Below are 16,067 nucleotides of genomic sequence, written 5' to 3'. Positions count from 1 at the left end.
CAAACATATCCTCTTGCCGCAGACCTATCCGGCATCGGCGGTGCCGTCGACTGGAGCCGACTCCAAGATGTCGGCCGGCGACACGAGAAGCGCGACGGCCAGATCGACGACTTCCGGCTTGGCGAGGTCGACGTCGCCTTCGAGCCACGCCGCCAGCAACCGGCTGAGCCCGCCGACCTGGTAATGGGCCACAGCGGCAGCACGTCCGGGGCCGACGTTGACGTCGACGAGGCTCGACGCACTCTGCCGCGTGAGGCCGGCGAACAGCGCGGTCGACTCCATGCGCTTGGCGGCGATCACCGGGCTGAGCAGCGCCTGGGAGAACAGGAGCCGACCCTTTCGACGATCCTCGTCGATGAGGTCGACGATCACCGCGACCGCGCCGGCAACCTTCTGGCGCATCGTCGCCCCCTCGGAGAAGGCGGCGAGTCCGGATGCGGCGATCTCCTCGATGACCTGGTCGTAGACGGTCTCCACGAGCTGGTCCACCGACTCGAAGCTCTCGTAGAAGTAGCGGGCGGTCAGGCCCGCGCGCCGGCAGACACCGCGAACGGTGACGGCCTCGGCGTCGTCGGCGCCGAGCAGATCCAGTGCCGCGTCGAGCAAGGCCGCGCGGCGGCGGGCGACCCGGGTGTCCCCGCCCTCGCCGCCGTACGCACGCAGCGATCCCGACGCCTCGGACGCGGCAGCATCGGCCTGGCCCTGCGGGGTCGAAGGTCCTCGTCCCATGGTTCCAATCTTGACACCCCGGTCGGTTGGGTGTGTCATAAAACGGGAAACATACGTTTCCTGAATTCGAGCAGGAGGGGTGTTCGATGGCAACGGAGCCTATCACCAGCGGAAGTTCTGCCCTGTCGCCGCAGGAATCGGCGAGCGTCACGCCGGAGGTCGAGGAGTTCCTCGCCGCCGAGAAGCCCGACACCGAGTTCCTGCCGTCGTCGGCCCGGATGTCGCGCGCCGAACTCGACGCCCTTCCCTCCGCCGAGAACCTGAACCCGCTGGGCATCGGCGTCATCGCCGGTGCCGCGAACGTGATCATGCAGCTCAGCCATCCGGCCGTCGGCTACGGCGTGTACGAGAGCCGCGTCGACTCGGGCAACCTGTTCAAGCACCCGCTCAAGCGCGGCCGCACCACCTTGAGCTACCTCGCCGTCGCCGGGCTCGGAAGCGCCAAGGACCGCAAGGCCTACCGCAAGGCGGTGGGCAAGGCGCACGCCAAGGTCCGCTCGACCGCCGACAGCCCGGTGAAGTACAACGCCTTCGACCCGGAGCTGCAGTTGTGGGTCGCCGCCTGCCTGTACCGCGGAACCGAGGACGTGCACCGCATCTTCGGCGGCATGACCGAGGTGACCGACGAGGTCTATCAGGCCGGCGCGGTGTTCGGAACCACGCTGCAGGTGCCGCGCGAGGCCTGGCCCGCCGACCGCGCGGCGTTCGAACAGTACTGGAACGACACGGTCGAGGTGCTGGAGATCGACCCGACCATCCGCGAGTACCTGCTGAGGATCGCGCGGGCGGAGTTCCTCGGCCCGGTGGTCACCAGGCTTCTCGGCTGGTACTTCTACATCCTCGCCGTCGGCTTCCTGCCGGAGGACTTCCGCCGGAAGATGGACGTGCGCCTGTCACCGTGGCAGGAACTCTTCTTCGCCAAGCACAACGCGGTGCTGGGTGCGATCATCCGGCGCTCGCCGAAGTGGATCCAGCAGTTCCCGTTCAATGTGCTGCTCGCCGACGTCCGGTGGCGCATGCGGACCGGGCGCCCGCTGGTCTGAGACCGGGCGGCCGCGGGACTCCCGCAGTCGCCGACGTACTCGCGGCTCGCCGCCGCGCACTCACCTCTTGGGAGCGGGGGTTCCCTCGGGGGCAGGTGAGTTGCCGCGGCGAGCCGCGATTTCATTTGTCTGACAACCCTTCTCGACGGGTTGCTGCGGGGCCGGCGCGCCGGCGGCTCAGATCCGCCGCAGGGCGTCCCGGTCGAGGTCGGCGACGTCGGTGTGGCCCGAGAGTCCCAGCGTCAGATCGAGTTCGGCGATGATGTCGGCGACCACGTCGCGCGCCCCCTCGGCACCGGCGATGGCCAGCCCGTACATGTGCGGGCGCCCGATGCAGGCGGCGTCGGCACCGAGGGCGAGTGCCTTGAAGACGTCCGAGCCGGTGTAGATGCCCGAGTCGATGAGAATCTTGATCCGCCCGTCGACCACCGGCGCAATGTCGGCGAGGGCGTCGATGGTGCTGATCGCGCCGTCGACCTGCCGCCCGCCGTGGTTCGACACGATGATCCCGTCGACCCCTGCGTCGACGGCGCGGCGCGCGTCGTCGGGATGCAGCACGCCCTTGAGCACGATCGGAAGTCTCGTCCGGTCGCGAAGCCCGGCGAGGTCGTCCCAGCTGAGGGATGGTCGCGAGTAGATGTCGAGAAACGTCTGCACCGCCGCGCGCGGTTGCGGCGAGGTGAGGTTCTTCCAGAAGCGCCCCGGCGCGTTCCGGGTGATCGAGATCAGCGTCGCGACGGCCCCGAGCGAGATCTCCGGCCGCTCGCCGACCGCGGTGCGGAGTCGCTCGGCGACGATCTCGACGAACCGGCGGTCTGAGGTGTACTGGGCGATCCCCTCTCCGCGCGCGAACGGCAGCGACCCGATGTTGAGGTCCTGGGGACGCCAGCCGAGCATCGTGGTGTCGAGGGTGACGACGACGGCGTCGGCGTCGACCGCCTCCGCCCGGGAGAGGAGACTGTCGACGAGGTCGTCGTCGGTGGACCAGTAGAGCTGGAACCAGCGCGGCGCACCCGGGCGAACCGCGTCCATCTCGGCGGCGACGGTCTCCATCGGGACGCTCGCCTGGTTCGAGAAGATGTAGGGCAGACCGAGTTCCGCGGCCGCGTGCCCGATCAGACGGTCGGCCTCGGGCGCCGCGAGCGACCCGGCGCCGACCGGGGCGAACAGCACCGGAGCCGGGATGCGGCGGCCGAACAACTCGACCTCGAGGTTGCGCCGCGAGACGTCGCGCAGGACGCGCGGCACAATAGCCCAGCGGTCGAGTGCGGCGCGGTTGCCGGTCATCGTGCGCCCCTCGCCGGCGCCCCCGGCGATGTAGGCCCACGCCCGCGCCGACATCGCACGCCGCGCACGTCGCTCCAGTTCAGCGAAATCGGTTGGCACACGCGGCTTCCGGCGATGAACGCCGGCGGTGTAGATGTCGTTCTGCCGCGCGCGCCCGTAGCCTCCTGGCCCTACCTGCGCGGACCCGTCAGCCCCCGGGACGACCGGTGCCCCCGCAGATCCGTTCTCCCCTGGTACCTCGTTTCCCACCGTCATGGGAGCCGATGGTACGTCGGCCCCGGCGGCGCCTGAGCCGGTTCGCCGTGGGATCAGCGGGTGGCCGCGGCGGTCGCGCCGGCGGCGACCGCCGTCACCACCGCGACCGAGGGCCACGCGCCGATCTTCTTGGCCAGCGGATGCGATCCGCCGAAGGCCGCGAGGTAGGTGCCGAGCAACCCGCCGGCCACCGCCGGGCCCTTCGTCTGCACCCATCGGCGAGTGCTCCAGGCCCCTGCCGCCGCGAGGACCACCCCGCCGAGTTCACGTCGGCCGCTGTAGCGGGCCGCGGCGAATCCACCCACCAGACCGAGCGCCACCACGGGCACCGTTGCATCCACTGCCATGGTGTCCAACCTACCGCCGGCCCGGCCCGACCCGGCGTCGACTCGCGCCGCCGGGACACACCCATCCGCTGGTGTCGTGACTCCGAAGACCGGGTAACCGTCAGGCCGACCCCCGCACGGCCGTATCCCCGCACGAAGGGCCCCGACATGACTCAGATCGCCGCGATCACCACCTCGCCCGCGCCGCGTCGCCCCGCGTCCGACGCCGCGCACCTGCGCGCGATCACCGACGAGATCACGGATGTGCCCACCGACCTGCGCCTCGTCGACGAGATGCTGTCCGCGCACTTCCGCGGGCACGCCGCCACGCTGCTGGAGGTGGGTTCCGAGCTCGCCCCCGCCGCCGAGGCGGTGGCGGCACGGCTGACCGGCGGCAAGCGTCTGCGCGCCGCGTTCTGCCTGTGGGGCGCGCGCGGCGCGGCCCGGGGCCGCCCGGTGCCCGGCGTCGTCGAGCTCGCGTCGGCGATCGAGCTGTTCCACCTCGCGGCACTCGTCCACGACGACGTCATGGACGACTCGGACACCCGCCGAGGCCTGCCCACCGTGCACCGGCTCTTCGCCGACGCGCACCTGGAGGAGAACCGTCAGGGAGATCCGGAGACCTGGGGGACGGCGGTCGCGATCCTCGTCGGCGACATGTGCCTGTCGTGGTCGGACGATCTCGCGGCCGCCGCCGTCGACGACGCGGGTCGCAGTGTCCGCGCCGCGGTCCGCCGCACCTGGACCCAGATGCGCGACGAGGCGTATGCGGGCCAGTACCTCGACATGCTGAGCCAGACCGAGGAGCAGGCAGACGCCGATCGCACCGAACGGGTGCTGCGCTACAAGAGCGCGCGGTACACCATCGGCCAGCCGCTGCGACTCGGCGGCACGCTGGCCGGCGCCGACGAGTCGTTGCTCTCCGACTACGACCGCATCGGGCTGACCGCCGGCGAGGCCTTCCAGTTGCGTGACGACGTCCTCGGCGTCTTCGGCGACGAGGCGGTGACCGGCAAACCGGCGATCGACGACATCCGCGAGGGCAAACGCACCATGCTCGTCGCGCTCGCCCAGGAGTCGGCGACGCTGCGGGAACGGAGGGTCCTCGACGACTGCCTCGGGAACCCGGATCTCGACGTCACCGGACTCGCGCGTGTCCGAGCGGTGTTCGAGTCGACCGGGGCGCTCGAACGGGTCGATCAGCGCATCGTCGAACTCGCCGAGGACGCCTTCGGGATCATCGCCGGTGCCGCCGTGGACGACGAGACCCGGCAGGCGCTCTCCGGACTGGTCGAACGCTGCGTGTGGCGACGCGCATGACCGCCGGAGCGGCACCGACCGTCGAACTGCGCGTCTGGGGAGTCGATCGGGCCCTCCCGGCGCTGCGCCGGATGGCATCCGGGCGGCGATCCCTGCGTGCCGCACCCGGATTGCGCTTCGCCAAACTGCTCGGCACGGGCACGGCGGACACGTTCACGCTGTCCGGCGCGGACCTGCGCCACTGGGCGGCGCTCACCGTCTGGGATGACGAGGGATCCGCACTCGCAGGAGCGGACTCGCCGGTCCTGCGCCGGTGGCAGGACTCGGCGACCGAGGAACTGCGGGTCGTGATGCGGCCGATCCGGTCGAAGGGCAGGTGGTCGAAGGTCGATCCGTTCGGCGCCTCCGCAGGGCCGGACGGGCCCGCCGATGCGTCCTCGAACGCGGGACGACCGGCGTCGTGGTCCGGCCCGGTGGCCGCGCTGACCCGTGCACGGCTGCGCCCGACGACGATGGCGTCGTTCTGGCGTGCCGTGCCGCCCGTCGCCGCCGAACTCGGCCGCTCCCCGGGCAACCGACTGGCGCTCGGGGTGGGCGAGCTACCGGTCGGGGTGCAGGGGACCTTCTCGGTCTGGGACTCCGCACAGCACCTCACCGACTTCGCCTACCGCTCCCCCGCGCATCTGTCCGCGGTACGGAGGACCAAACCCGCACGGTGGTACGCCGAGGAACTGTTCACCCGGTTCGCGGTCACCGACATCTCCGGCACCTATCAAGGGAAGACCGCATGAGCACGGCCACATCGAGTCCGATCACAACAGCCGATCCGACGCCGCGCGATCCGCTCACGACCTCCGCGCGCGGACCCGTCCGACGACGGACCGGGTCCCCGGAGGCGCAGGACCGGGCCGCCCGCGCACCCTGGCGGCGACACCTCCTCACCCTGACCTGGGCGCTGCTCGTCGCGACGGTCGGTGTCCAGATAGCGTTCCCCCTCACCGGCGGCGGCACCCTGCCCCTGACCGTCGCGAGCGTCACCCTCCTCGCCTCGGCATCGGTCATCCATCTCGCCGCGACCCGCGGAATCGCCTCGGCGGCAGCACTGGTCGTGGTCGCCGGCGGCGGCGGACTCGTTGCCGAGGCGATCGGCGTCGGCACCGGGTTCCCCTTCGGCACATATCTCTACACCGACTCGCTCGGCTGGAAGATCCTCGGAGTGCCGGTTCTCGTCCCGTTGGCGTGGATCATGATGGCCTGGCCCGCCCTGGCGGTGACGCGCCGTCTCCTCCGGGTGACGCGATTGTCCGCGGCGCGCGCCCGCGTCGTCACACCGTTCGTGGGCGCGTACGCCCTGACCGCGTGGGATGTCTTCCTCGACCCGCAGATGGTCGACCAGGGTCACTGGGCCTGGCGCCATCCCACACCGTCCCTGCCCGGCGTCGCCGACATCCCGCTGACCAACTTCGCCGGGTGGCTGCTCGTCTCGTTCCTCATGATCGGCGTTCTCGACCGCCTCGTCCGGGCCGACGCACAGGCCGACGACGGAGTCCCGATCGCGACCTACCTGTGGACCTACTTCTCGTCGGTGCTGGCGCACGCCGTCTTCTTCGGTCGCCCGACGGTCGCCGTCGTGGGCGCGCTGCTCATGGGGGTGGTCGCATTGCCGCTGCTGGCCTCGGTCCTGCGGCACAACCGTTCTCACAGAATCGAATCCGGCACGGTACCCGGGAGGCACCGTGCGCCTCGCTGACCTCGGCCGACGCGCGACCGCGCTGGGCACGGCGCTCTCGTTCGCCTCACTCGGCCTGACCATCGACAACGTGCTCCGGGTCCGGCGGCCCTCCCGCGGGACGGTCGCCGAGGCCGAACCGCTGTCGGTGCTGATCCCGATGCGCAACGAGGCTTCCACCGCGAGCCGCTGCCTGACCGCGGTGCTGGAGGCCGCCGACCGGTGGCCGGGGCCGGTGCGCGTACTCGTGCTCGACGACGAGTCCGACGACGGCACCGGCGCACTGGTCGCGGAGATGGCCGGGCGCGACCGGCGTATCGAGGCGATCGCGGGGTCGCCCCCGCCACCCGGGTGGCTCGGCAAGAGTTGGGCGTGCCGGCAGCTGGCCGACGCGGCTTTCCCCTACGGGGTCCTGGCCTTCCTCGACGCGGACGTCGTCCTCGAACCGCACGCGTTCACCTCCTCAGCGGCACTGCTCCGCTCGCTCGGCCTCGACCTCCTCAGCCCCTACCCGCGCCAGATCGCGAACGGCGCCGCCGAGCGGCTCCTCCAGCCCCTGCTGCAGTGGTCGTGGCTGAGCACGCTCCCCCTCGGTGTCGCCGAGAACTCCTCACGGACATCGCTGTCCGCCGCGAACGGGCAGTTCCTGCTCGTCGACGCGGTGACGTATCGGCAGGCCGGTGGCCACGAAGCCGTCCGCGACGTCGTCCTGGAGGACATCGCGCTTCTGCGCGCGGTCAAGGCCGCAGGCGGCCGAGGGATCGTCGCCGAGGGCAGCGAGGTCGCCACCTGCCGGATGTACGACGGCTGGCGCGAGGTCCGCGCCGGATACCGGAAGTCCTTGTGGTCCGCCTTCGGGTCGCCCGCGGGCACCGGGGCCGTCACCGCCGGCCTGTGCCTGACGTACGTGCTGCCTGCGCTGGCCGCACTCGCCGGATCACGCGTCGGGGCGGTGGGATACCTCGCCGGGGTCGCCTCGCGCGCGGTCTCCGCCGGGTGCACCGGCGGCCGGGCGTGGCCCGACGCGCTGGCCCACCCGATCTCGGTCCTGCTGTTCGCCGCCCTCGCCGCGGATTCCTCGCTGGCCCGACGCAACGGCGAGCTTCGATGGAAGGGGCGCGTCCTGGAGGGCGTGCGATGAGCCGGATCATCGTGATCGGGGCGGGCGTCGGCGGACTCGCCGCCGCCATGCGTCTGCAGCACGCCGGACACGACGTGACCGTGCTCGAGCAATTCGACCGCGTCGGAGGCAAACTCGGCGTCATCAAGCACGACGGGTTCGTCTTCGACACCGGGCCCTCGCTGGTCACCATGCCGCACGTCCTCACCGAGCTGTTCGACGAGACCGGTGCCCCGGTCCATGAGCGGGTGCACCTGGAGCGACTGCCCGTCGCCGCGCGCTACCGGTTCCCCGACGGCACGGTGCTCGACCTGCCCGACACCATCGACGCGATCCCCGCCGAGCTGGACCGCGCGCTCGGGCCGGGCAGCGGCGCACAGTGGACGTCCTTTCTCCGGCGCGCGGAACAGATCTGGGATGTCACCCACGGCCCGTTCCTCGAGTCACCGATGAGCGTGCGGACCATGATCGGCGGCATCGCCACACCCCGCGACGTGCGGGCCGTCGCCCCGTGGCGTTCGCTGCGCGGGCTCGGTTCGGACCATCTGCGCGACTCCCGCCTGGCGATGTTGCTCGACCGCTACGCCACCTACACCGGGTCGGACCCCCGCCGCGCCCCGGCCGCCCTCGCCTCGGTGCCGTGGGCCGAACAGGCCTGGGGCTCCTGGTATGTCCGGGGCGGCCTCGGCCGGATCGCCACCGCGATGCACGACCGGTTCGTCGAACTCGGCGGCACGGTCGAGCTCGGGGTCGAGGTGGCACGGGTGTCGACCGATCGCACCGGTCGCGTCGACGGCGTCGTCACGGCCGACGGGAGCACCCGACCGGCGGATGTCGTCGTCGCGAATGCCGATGCGCGCCAGGTGTACGACCGGCTCCTCCCCCGCCGCGCCGCGCGCCTGCCGCGCGTCCTGCTGCGCCGGTCGACGCCGTCGTTGTCCGGATTCGTCCTGCTGCTCGCACTCGACGATCCGCCCGCGGACCAGCCTCACCACCACGTGCTCTTCGCCGAGGACTACGACGAGGAGTTCGACGCCGTCTTCGGATTCAACGGGCCGCCGCGACCGGTCGCGCGTCCGACCGTCTACATCTCGGCGCCCGACGACCCGGAGATCGTCCCCGGTCCGGGCACCGGCTCCTGGTTCGTCCTCGTCAATGCTCCCCGGCACGACCCCGGGCACGGAGTCGACTGGGACGCCGAGGGTTTGGCGGAGGGCTATGCCGATCAGATCATGCAGGTGATGGCCGACCGCGGTCTCGACGTGCGCGATCGGGTCCGGCACCGGATCATCGTGAGTCCGGCCGACCTCGAACGCCGGACCATGACGCCCGGCGGATCGATCTACGGATCGTCGTCGAACGGTCCGCGCGCCGCGTTCCTGCGGCCGAAGAACACCTCGCCGGTGCCCGGCCTGTACCTGGTGGGCGGATCGTCGCATCCGGGCGGCGGCCTGCCGTTGGTGATGCTGTCGGCGAAGATCGTGGCGGGGCTGATCGGCGAGGGCTGAGGGCACCCCCAGCGATCCCCTCGACCCAGGACGCGCAAGGACGCGCGCCGATTGCCATGGCGGACAACGCACATGACGAAGGCCCGGCGAGATCATCGCCGGGCCTTCGTCACATGTCCCTCCGGAGGGCGTCGTCACCGCGTCGGCGTCGGTCCCACCGAGTGATCTCCCTTGAGCCGCTTGCGGATCAGCTCCGCACTGATCAGACACATCGGCAGGCCGATGCCCGGCCGTGTGCTCGACCCCGCGTAGTACAGGCCCTCGACCTTGCGCGACCGGTTGGTCGGGCGGAAGAAGGCGCTCTGCCGCAACGTGTGTGCGGGACCGAGCGCTCCGCCGCACCACGAGTTCACGGTGTCGACGAAGTCCGCCGGGCCGACGGTCCGTCGCACGACGATGCGCTCGGCGAGATCGGGCACGCCGGCCCAGCCGGCGATCATCGCGATGGCACGGTCGGCGATCTTCTCGACGTCCGGGTCCCCGGCTCCGTCGACGCCACCGTGTCCGAGGCCCGGGTCCGCGGGCACCGGCACCAGGATGAAGATGTTCTCGTGGCCGGCAGGCGCCACCGAGTCATCGGTGGCCGACGGCTTGCAGACGTACAGCGACGCGGGATCTGGTATCCGCGTGGGACTTTCGAAGATCGCGTCGAAGTTGGTCTTCCAGTCCTCGGTGAAGAACAGCGAGTGGTGGGTGAGCTCCGGGAGTTCCCCTTGCACGCCGAGGTAGGCCAGCACGGCACCGGGCCCGGAGGTCGCGCGCTCCCAGTAGCGCTGCGGGAAGGTCTGCAGGCCCTCCGGGAGGAGCTTCGTCTCGAGGTGATGGAGGTCGGCCGCGCCGACGACGACGTCGGCCGGCAGGTCGCGGGTCGAACCGTCGGCGGTCTGCACCCGCACTCCGACGACCTCGGCCCGGCGCCGGCGGAACCTGCCCGCCGACGGGCGGGTGAGGACGGCGCTCGCGGCGGTGGAGGTGTGGATGCGCACGCCTCGTTCGCGGGCGACGCGTTCGAGCGCGTCGACGAGGGTCGTGAAGCCGCCGTTGGGGTATTTCACCCCGTCGGCGAGGTCCATCCAGCTCATGAGGTGGTACATGGCCGGGGTCCGTTCCGGCGACGATCCCAGGAACACCGCCGGGTAGCCGAGGACCTGCTGCAGTCGCCGGTCTCGGAACCGGTCGTCGATGTAGGACTCGAGCGTCCGCACCAACAACGACACCAGGGTGCCCGAGTTGCGTAGCACCGTCGGGCTGAGGAAGGCCCGCGGCGTCTCGAAACTCGTGTACAGGAAGCGATCCACCGCCAGGTCGTAGGCCTTCTTGCCGGTCTCCAGGTACTCGTCGAGTGCCGCCCCGGCGCCCGGCTCGATCGACTCGAACAGGTCGTGGTTGCGCTTCTGGTCGCTGTGGACGTCGATCGGCTCCTCGTCGGAGCCCTTCTCGCCGAAGAAGACCCGATACCCGGGGTCCAACCGGACGAGGTCGAGTTGTTCCGCGGTGGAGGTGCCGAGCATCTCGAAGTAGTGGTCGAAGACCTCGGGCATCAGCCACCACGACGGCCCGGTGTCGAAGCGGAAGCCCTCGTTCGTCCACAGCCCCGCGCGACCGCCGAGTTCGTCGTTCTTCTCGACGATCTCGACGTCGTGGCCGTCGTGTGCGAGCAGCGCCGCGGTGGCCAGTCCGGCGACGCCGCCGCCGATGACGACGACGTGTTTGCGGCCGGTCATGCGTTCACTCCTCGTGCCGTGCGGGGGATGCCCCGCCGGGCGACGGCGGCGGCCGCGATTCTCGCCTTGCCCGCGTTGGGAACCCGCACGCGGCGGATTCGCGCCTCGGCGGCCGACGACTGCCGCAGACGTTCGGTCAGCTCGGCGAACAGGTCGTGGGCCGCGCACACCGCGACACGACAGCTCATCGGCAGTTCCGGGATCACGGCCGCGGCGGCGGTGAGGTCCAGGTCGATGTCGTCGAGCCACAACGACCAGGCCGCCTCGTCCGGATCGTCGGGGTCGAGGCCGACGAGGTATCGCCGGCCCAGTCCGTCGCTGTCGTCGCCGAAGTCGCGCAGGAAGTTGATCTTCTGGAAGGCCGCTCCGAGGCGACGGGCCCCCGGGGCCAGGTGTTCGTACCGGGCGTCGGCCTTGGGTTCGCCGGCGAGGAACGCGCGCAGGCACATCAGGCCGACCACCTCAGCTGAGCCGTAGATGTAGGCCGCGAGCGACTCGAAGTCGTGCCGGACCTGGGTGAGGTCGGACCGCATCGAGTCGAAGAACGGGGTGACCAGGTCCAGGTCGATGCCGACCCGCCTGGCGGTGCGGGCGAAGGCGTGCACCACCAGGTTGCTGCTCGACCCGGAGGCCATGGCGGCATAGGTCTGTTCCTCGAGCTGGTCGAGTTCGTTGCGGCGGTCGACCGAACCCTGGTCGGGGCGGGGTGCGTCGACGATCTCGTCGGCGACCCGCACCAGCGCGTAGATGTTGCGCACGTCGCGTCGCAGCGACGGGGCGAGAAGACGGGAGGCGAGCCCGAACGAGGTCGAGTAGGAGCGGATCACGAGTGCGGCGCTCGCCTCGGCGACCTCGTCGTAGCGGCGGTGTGGCGGGACCACTTCGGTATGACCTGGGAGATGCATCATCCGAATGCTCCTGAACTTCGATGGATGAGAGGACCTCGGCGATGGCCACCTCGTCGATGAGGGCGCCGGCCTGGATGTCATGTATTCGACGCCCGGGCGGTTCCCGGATGGGTCCCGCCGGCCGCCACCGCCGCGGCGCCGTGCGGCTGGGGTCCAGGGAGCCGCCGGACCTGATCGGCGAACCACGGGCTCACGGCCCACGGAGTGCGCTCGACCAGCGACCACACGTCGGCAACCGGCGCCCACGCGTACTCGGCGACCTCGTCCGGGTTCGGTTCGAGCTCGCCGACGGGCCGCGCGACGAAGACCGGGCAGATCTCGTTCTCCACGATCCCGCTCGCGTCGACCGCGCGATACCGGAAGTCGGGCAGCACGCAGCGGACGTCGGCCACGTCGATCCCCAGTTCGCGACGGGCATAGCGGTGCACGGCGTCGACGACGGACTCTCCCGGACGCGGATGCCCGCAGAAGGAGTTGGTCCACACGCCCGGCCAACTGCGCTTGGACAGCGCGCGACGGGTCATCAGGATGCGGTCGTCGTCGACGAGGTGACAGGAGAAGGCGAAGTGCAGCGGGGTGTCGACCCCGTGTACGCCCTCGCGGTCGGCGGTGCCACAGGGGCGCCCGTCGGCGTCGGCGAGAACCACCGAGTCGTTGGTCATTCGTTCCTCATCACGGTCGAGGTCGAGCAGGTGTCTCCCATTGTTCGTCACCGGCACCGCGACCGGATGGGACGGCCGGGGCGACCGGGCAGGGCAGGAGGTCCTGGTTCGACGGGGCTCGACTCGATGGTAGGCGTGTCGGGGCGAATCAGCCCTCGTCGCCCAGACCCGCAGCCTGCAGCAACCGGCACCAGACCCCCAGGTAGGCGTCGACGTCGACGTCTCCGACGAGGGACTGCTGCACGACGAAGCCCTGCATCACCGACACCATGAGGACGGCGAGCGACGCCGGGTCCCCCGGCAACTCGTGACCGGCGTCGCGCCAACGCGCCAGGACGCCCGCGAACACCGAGCGGAGCCCGCGGATGATCTCCTGGACGATCTCGCGCAGGTCCGGGTTGTTGGCGGCCTCGCCCCAGATGGTCATCACCATCCGGAAGCCGTCGGTCAGCGGCGCGATCTCGGTCATGGCCCGCGAGGCGAGGAGGCGGACCACCTGCTGCGGCGACAGGGGTCCGTGCTGCTGGTCGGCGAACTCCTCGAAACCCGCTTCGTAGGCGCTGAACACCGACTTCGCGACGGCGGCGACCAACTCCTCCTTCGACGAGTAGTACGAGTACACCGCGCCGGCGCTCAACCCGGATTCGCGGATGACATCGGCCATCGACGCCCGGTGGAAACCCTTCTCGGCGAAGCACCGGCGCGCCGCGTCGAGTATCTGCAGGCTTCGCTCGAGCTTGCGTTCCTCGCTGATCTTCGGCACCCGAGCAGTATAAAACGAAGATTCGTTCTTGATTTCTCTTCCCGCCCGGCGCACACTCAGAAAAACGAGAGTTCGTTCTTTTAGGGGTGTCATCATGGGTACCTACACCGAGAACACCGCCCGCACGCAACGCCGGACGGATCCTCCCGGGCCGAGCGAGACGTCCCGACGCCCCTCCTGGCGGGATGCGATCGGGATGATCGTCGCGATTCCCCTCGTGGTCACCGCCCTCGCCGCGATGTTCGTCTCGCTCGCCGTCGATCCCGAACCCCACGAGGTGCCGCTCGGACTCGTCGCGCCGCCGCCCGCGGCCCAGAACATCGAGGCCGCGTTGTCTGCGCGCGCCGGTGACGACGCCTTCGACCTGCGCGCCTACCCCGACGCCGCCGCGGCGCGATCCGCGATCGAGCGCCGCGAGGTGCTCGGAGCGCTCGCTGTCGATCCCGGCGGGGTCACCGTGCTGACGGCCGAGGCCGCCTCGCCGGTTCTGGCGCAGGTCATCGCCGGCGTCGGCGCCGGGATCGGATCGGCCCAGAACATTCCCGTGGCCACCGAGTCGGTCGTCGCACCGCCGGAGAGCGATGCCCGCGGCACCGGCTTCGCCGCGGGTCTGTTGCCGTTGCTCATCGCCGGGATGGCCCTGGGCGCGGCGGCCGCGCTCGCGCTGGCCGGCCGAATCCGGATGCAGGCCGCCGTGGTGCTGCTGGGTCCGATCGTCGCGGGCCTCGGGTTCGCGGGCGTGTGGTCGTGGCTCGGCGTCGTCGACGAACGCTTCGTGCCGGTGGCCCTTGCCCTCTCGCTGATGATCGGGGCCATCTCCTGGTTCATCGCCGGCGCCGGGGCCCTGTTGGGCGCCCCGGGTGTCGGGATCGGGGCGGTCCTGATGGTCCTGATCTCCAACCCGCTCTCGGGTCTGGCGTCCTCGCCGTATCTGCTGCCGTCCCCGTGGGGCGCGATCGGCCAGTGGCTGCCCCCGGGTGCGGGCGGCACCCTCACTCGGACGATCGCGTTCTTCCCCGATGCCCCGGTCGCGAGTGCGGTCTGGATTCTCCTGGGCTGGGTCGCCGTCGGCGCCCTGCTCCTCGGTCTCGCCGCGCTACGACAGCGCCGGGCGCCGGCGTCGGCCCCGGCCTGACCCGCCGCCCGGCGAGCAGGTCCGTCGTCGGACTGCGGGCCGGCCGGTTCATGCCGGACGGTCCCGCGTCTGACGGGCGACCGCGACCAGCAGCTGGATCAGCCCCGTCGCCGCCAGAAGCACCCCGATCCCGGCGATCACCGTGAGCCAGGTCCGCGTCGCGTCGTCGGACAGGCCCCACCACCACGCGGCGGCGGCCCACACCGACGCGATGACCGCGAGGATCACCCGGGACGGACGTTCCCAGACGGTGACGGTTCCCGGCCCGGTCATGCCCGCGGCCTGCGCGGTGGACCGGGTGCCCTCGAGGAGGAGGGTGAGCACGGCCAGTCCGACGCCGAGCCACGTCGGCGCACCGGCCATGACGACGATCCCGGCGAGGAACAGGTCCGAGCATCGGTCGGCCATCGTGTCGAGGACCCGGCCCCACTGGGTCGCCGAACCGGTCTGCGCGGCGAGGGCGCCGTCGACCCCGTCGAGCAACGCGGCGATCAGGACGATGAGCGCGGCCACCGGGAACCAGCCCCGGCCGGCGAAGGTCACGGCGAAGGCGACCGCGGTGACCACGGCCCCGACGACGGTGATCGTGTTCGCGGTGACACCGAGTCGGACGAGGGGTCGCGCACAGGCGTGACTGGCGAGGACCCAGTTCCGGACCCAGAACGACTGCCGGGGATCTATGCCGCCGTGCAACCGCGACCAGGCGTCGAGCACCTCCTCGCGACGGGCCTCACCCGACACGATCACCTCCGGCGGACCGCGCGAGAGCCTGTCCGACGGCCCACCCGACGATGACCAGCACGTGCAGAACGTACAGCCAGAGTCCGGCCGCCACCACCCCGCCGATGACGCGGAGACCCCCGTACGGGATGCCGACGTCGATCGGCAGCGACAGGAACAACAGGAATCCCTGCGCGAACCCGGCGATGAACGACGCCGTGCCCAGCGCGGTGACGGCCGCGATCGGCCACGACGGCCCGGCCGGGGTCACCTTCCGGTAGACCCAGGTCAGCGGGACGGTGACGGTGAGCCAGACCGTCACGAAGCCGATCACCACGCGGGCGGCCAGGTCGGCGAGGCCGCCGTCGCCGCCCCCGTCGGGAGCGAGAGTGGTCATCGACGATCCGACGATCACCGCCACCGCGGCCAGCGGCGGCACGAACAGGACCAGCACCAGGACCGACAAGCGCGACCGCCAGCCGGTGAACCGGTCTTTGCCGGGGTGCATGCCCAGGCAGGCGCGACGAAGTCCCTCGCCGTAGAACGACGCCGGGAAGAGCAGCACCAGCGCGCCGACGACGCTGAGCCCGACGCCGATCGACACCGCCTCGGAGAAGGCGTCCCGCCCGCCCATGTCGGGCGGGATCAGCACCGCCAGGTCGTTCCACTCGCTCTCGGCCGCGGCCCGTCCCCGCAGCCAGGTCGTCGACCAGATCGCGAGGAGCACCCACGGGACGACGGCGATCGCCGCGTAGTAGGTCAGGGTGGCCGCCGCCGCGGCGAGGTCGCCGCGCGCCAGGATCTCCCGGGTGTCGGTCAGGAGTCGGCGCGCGGCGTGCAGGGCCCGCCCTGTCGCGGGGGCCGTCCCCGTCACTGCGGGCGACACGGAAGCGGCGGA

16 protein-coding genes are annotated in these 16,067 nt (G+C 71.2%); 7 read left to right on the top strand and 9 right to left on the bottom strand.

Annotated features, from left to right (window positions below; all coding sequences use genetic code 11):
* Window positions 1-24 precede the first annotated feature (24 nt).
* Entirely contained in the window at window positions 25-729 is a 705-nt protein-coding gene (locus E1P53_RS13660; RefSeq protein WP_006901032.1) for a TetR/AcrR family transcriptional regulator, read from the bottom strand.
* An 86-nt stretch (window positions 730-815) separates the two neighbouring features.
* On the opposite strand from E1P53_RS13660, the gene E1P53_RS13655 reads away from it, so the two are divergent.
* Window positions 816-1,772 carry an oxygenase MpaB family protein gene (locus E1P53_RS13655; protein WP_040527019.1) on the top strand — a complete coding sequence of 319 codons (957 nt, stop codon included), beginning with the start codon at window positions 816-818 and terminating at the stop codon, window positions 1,770-1,772.
* A 177-nt stretch (window positions 1,773-1,949) separates the two neighbouring features.
* Here the strand turns inward: E1P53_RS13655 and E1P53_RS13650 are convergent, their stop codons facing one another.
* Together E1P53_RS13650 and E1P53_RS13645 are read right to left on the bottom strand one after the other, a co-directional pair.
* A complete protein-coding gene (locus E1P53_RS13650) occupies window positions 1,950-3,314 on the bottom strand; it encodes an alpha-hydroxy-acid oxidizing protein (protein WP_006901030.1) in 1,365 nt (454 codons plus the stop codon).
* Window positions 3,315-3,367: 53 nt separating this feature from the next.
* A complete protein-coding gene (locus E1P53_RS13645) occupies window positions 3,368-3,661 on the bottom strand; it encodes a hypothetical protein (RefSeq protein ID WP_006901029.1) in 294 nt (97 codons plus the stop codon).
* Window positions 3,662-3,808: 147 nt separating this feature from the next.
* Between E1P53_RS13645 and E1P53_RS13640 the strand changes: the two genes are divergently transcribed.
* The 5 genes from E1P53_RS13640 to E1P53_RS13620 are packed head-to-tail and all read left to right on the top strand — an operon-like array spanning window position 3,809 to window position 9,257.
* Window positions 3,809-4,960 carry a polyprenyl synthetase family protein gene (locus E1P53_RS13640; RefSeq protein WP_006901028.1) on the top strand — a complete coding sequence of 384 codons (1,152 nt, stop codon included), beginning with the start codon at window positions 3,809-3,811 and terminating at the stop codon, window positions 4,958-4,960.
* Window positions 4,957-5,691, top strand: a complete 735-nt coding sequence (locus tag E1P53_RS13635) for a hypothetical protein (RefSeq protein WP_006901027.1) — start codon at window positions 4,957-4,959, stop codon at window positions 5,689-5,691. Before E1P53_RS13640 ends, E1P53_RS13635 begins: the two co-directional genes overlap by 4 nt.
* Window positions 5,688-6,650, top strand: coding sequence for a carotenoid biosynthesis protein (locus tag E1P53_RS13630; RefSeq protein WP_131734646.1), 963 nt, complete (start codon window positions 5,688-5,690; stop codon window positions 6,648-6,650). Before E1P53_RS13635 ends, E1P53_RS13630 begins: the two co-directional genes overlap by 4 nt.
* Window positions 6,637-7,770 carry a glycosyltransferase family 2 protein gene (locus E1P53_RS13625; protein WP_131734645.1) on the top strand — a complete coding sequence of 378 codons (1,134 nt, stop codon included), beginning with the start codon at window positions 6,637-6,639 and terminating at the stop codon, window positions 7,768-7,770. The genes E1P53_RS13630 and E1P53_RS13625 overlap by 14 nt, the downstream gene beginning before the upstream one ends.
* Window positions 7,767-9,257 (top strand): phytoene desaturase family protein, encoded by a 1,491-nt coding sequence (locus E1P53_RS13620; protein WP_131734644.1) that lies wholly within the window; start codon window positions 7,767-7,769, stop codon window positions 9,255-9,257. The genes E1P53_RS13625 and E1P53_RS13620 overlap by 4 nt, the downstream gene beginning before the upstream one ends.
* A gap of 134 nt (window positions 9,258-9,391) precedes the next feature.
* On the opposite strand, the gene crtI is transcribed toward E1P53_RS13620, so the two are convergent.
* The 4 genes from crtI to E1P53_RS13600 all read right to left on the bottom strand — a co-directional run bounded on the left by crtI (window position 9,392) and on the right by E1P53_RS13600 (window position 13,314).
* Window positions 9,392-10,981: a phytoene desaturase family protein gene (gene crtI / locus E1P53_RS13615; protein ID WP_006901023.1), complete on the bottom strand. Its 1,590-nt coding sequence runs from the start codon at window positions 10,979-10,981 to the stop codon at window positions 9,392-9,394.
* A complete protein-coding gene (locus E1P53_RS13610) occupies window positions 10,978-11,889 on the bottom strand; it encodes a phytoene/squalene synthase family protein (RefSeq protein ID WP_040527018.1) in 912 nt (303 codons plus the stop codon). Before E1P53_RS13610 ends, crtI begins: the two co-directional genes overlap by 4 nt.
* A 77-nt stretch (window positions 11,890-11,966) precedes the next feature.
* Complete coding sequence (idi, locus tag E1P53_RS13605) at window positions 11,967-12,551, bottom strand: isopentenyl-diphosphate Delta-isomerase (RefSeq protein ID WP_006901021.1); 585 nt, start codon at window positions 12,549-12,551, stop codon at window positions 11,967-11,969.
* A gap of 148 nt (window positions 12,552-12,699) precedes the next feature.
* On the bottom strand, window positions 12,700-13,314 hold the full coding sequence (locus tag E1P53_RS13600) for a TetR/AcrR family transcriptional regulator (RefSeq protein ID WP_006901020.1): 615 nt from the start codon (window positions 13,312-13,314) through the stop codon (window positions 12,700-12,702).
* 94 nt (window positions 13,315-13,408) lie between these two features.
* On the opposite strand from E1P53_RS13600, the gene E1P53_RS13595 reads away from it, so the two are divergent.
* Window positions 13,409-14,449, top strand: a complete 1,041-nt coding sequence (locus E1P53_RS13595; protein WP_131734643.1) for an ABC transporter permease — start codon at window positions 13,409-13,411, stop codon at window positions 14,447-14,449.
* Window positions 14,450-14,497: 48 nt separating this feature from the next.
* On the opposite strand, the gene E1P53_RS13590 is transcribed toward E1P53_RS13595, so the two are convergent.
* The gene (locus E1P53_RS13590) at window positions 14,498-15,190 is read right to left on the bottom strand and encodes a CDP-alcohol phosphatidyltransferase family protein (RefSeq protein WP_230825029.1); all 693 of its coding nucleotides are present in this window, start codon (window positions 15,188-15,190) and stop codon (window positions 14,498-14,500) included.
* Window positions 15,180-16,043, bottom strand: a complete 864-nt coding sequence (locus E1P53_RS13585) for a YhjD/YihY/BrkB family envelope integrity protein (protein WP_165484453.1) — start codon at window positions 16,041-16,043, stop codon at window positions 15,180-15,182. The genes E1P53_RS13590 and E1P53_RS13585 overlap by 11 nt, the downstream gene beginning before the upstream one ends.
* Between the last annotated feature and the right edge of the window lie 24 nt (window positions 16,044-16,067).

Source organism: Gordonia paraffinivorans (assembly GCF_900683595.1).
Taxonomy (GTDB): Bacteria; Actinomycetota; Actinomycetes; order Mycobacteriales; family Mycobacteriaceae; genus Gordonia; species Gordonia paraffinivorans.
This window is presented reverse-complemented; position numbering and strand designations above follow the sequence as displayed.